A 1,477-nucleotide genomic window follows, 5' to 3' on the forward strand; every position below is an offset into this window, starting at 1 on the left:
AAATGTATTTTCAATGAGAGAAGAAAATGGAATTAAACCTACTATTTTAGAAACATCAGACGTTCACTCAATTAAAGAATGTATTCAATTTATTCTTAACGGTTATGTGATTTCAATTGATGGAAATAAACAGAAAGTTACAGCTTATTTAACCGTTCACAAAACAGACCGCTCCGTTCAAGAGTCGGCTAATGAACGCATCATAATGGGTGCGCATGATAGCTATGTGGAAAGTTTAGAAACAAATACAACTTTAATCCGTAAAAGAATACGTTCAAAAGATCTTGTTATAAAGAATATAAAGCTGGGAAAAAGATACCCTGTCTCACTTTCAATCTTCTATTTAAAAGATAAAACCCCACCTAGTATGATAAGCGCTTTAGAGCAAAAATTAAACAAATTTACTTTGGAGGAAAAGGTTGAATCTGTTCAAATTCAAGCGATGTTAGAAGAACACCCTGCTTCGTTTTTTCCACAGGTTATGTGTACTGAACGACCGGATCTAACAGTTCAACACCTTTTAAAAGGAAAACCTGCAATTCTTTTAGATAACGATCCGAATGCATTGTTATTTCCATATAATATGTATGGTTTTTTTCAAAGCCCAGAAGATTTCAATTTTCGATGGCTAATTGGAGCATTTTATTTCTCATTGCGATTTCTCGCTTTTTGGATATCTGTTCTATTGCCAGCTTTATATATCGCAGTAAGTTCATTTCATTCGAATATTTTACCAATCGGCTTATTTTACACTTTAAAACTATCAACTGAAAATATACCGCTTCCTCCATTAATAGAAGCGTTAACAATGCAATTGTTTTTGGAGTTGTTGAGAGAGGCTGCATTACGATTACCACAAGCTATTGCTTCAACAATCGGGACGGTCGGAGCCATTGTAATAGGTACAGCGATTGTTCAAACGAACCTAATATCAAATACGATGGTTGTTGTAATTGCGGCCACTGCGGTCGCATCATTCGCGATTCCGTCGAAAGATATGTCGATTTCAGCAAGGTTAATAGGCTTACCCCTTCTTTTATTCGCTTCACTTTTTGGGTTTTTAGGAATCGCGTTAGGCATGTTTTTGATTGTAGGACATCTGAGTCAAATACAATTATTTGGAAAACGTTATTTAGAAAATCCTGGTTTTTCTGAATTTGCTTTTATTCGAAAGAGAAAGGGTAAAAAACATGATTTCAAATAAGCACTTATTTTTTTTAATACTGTTTACACAATTCGGAATTTCAATTACCAGTTTACCTAATACAATCTATAAAAAAGCCGGTCATGACGGTTGGATTTCAGTATTACTGGGTGGTGTGATTATCCAAATTCTTTTATTTGTTTATTACGGATTGTATAAGCAGTTCCCAAATACTTCCTTCACAGACTACACAAAAATTCTGACAAGTTCGTTTGTTGGTACTTGTATAAATGTGTGTTATTATATTTATTTTATATTTGTTATATTTCAAGT

Annotated in this window: 2 protein-coding genes; both read left to right on the forward strand. The window is 33.6% G+C overall.

Annotated elements, in window-relative coordinates:
* A partial coding sequence (locus tag V7056_RS20235; RefSeq protein WP_499704185.1) for a spore germination protein occupies positions 1-1,204 on the forward strand: 1,204 nt, incomplete at its 5' end.
* On the forward strand, positions 1,191-1,477 hold a 287-nt coding region (locus tag V7056_RS20240; RefSeq protein ID WP_499704186.1), incomplete at its 3' end, for a GerAB/ArcD/ProY family transporter. The genes V7056_RS20235 and V7056_RS20240, both read left to right, overlap by 14 nt.

Origin of the sequence: Bacillus sp. JJ664, assembly GCF_036962205.1 — a bacterium.
Taxonomy (GTDB): domain Bacteria; phylum Bacillota; class Bacilli; order Bacillales; family Bacillaceae_G; genus Gottfriedia.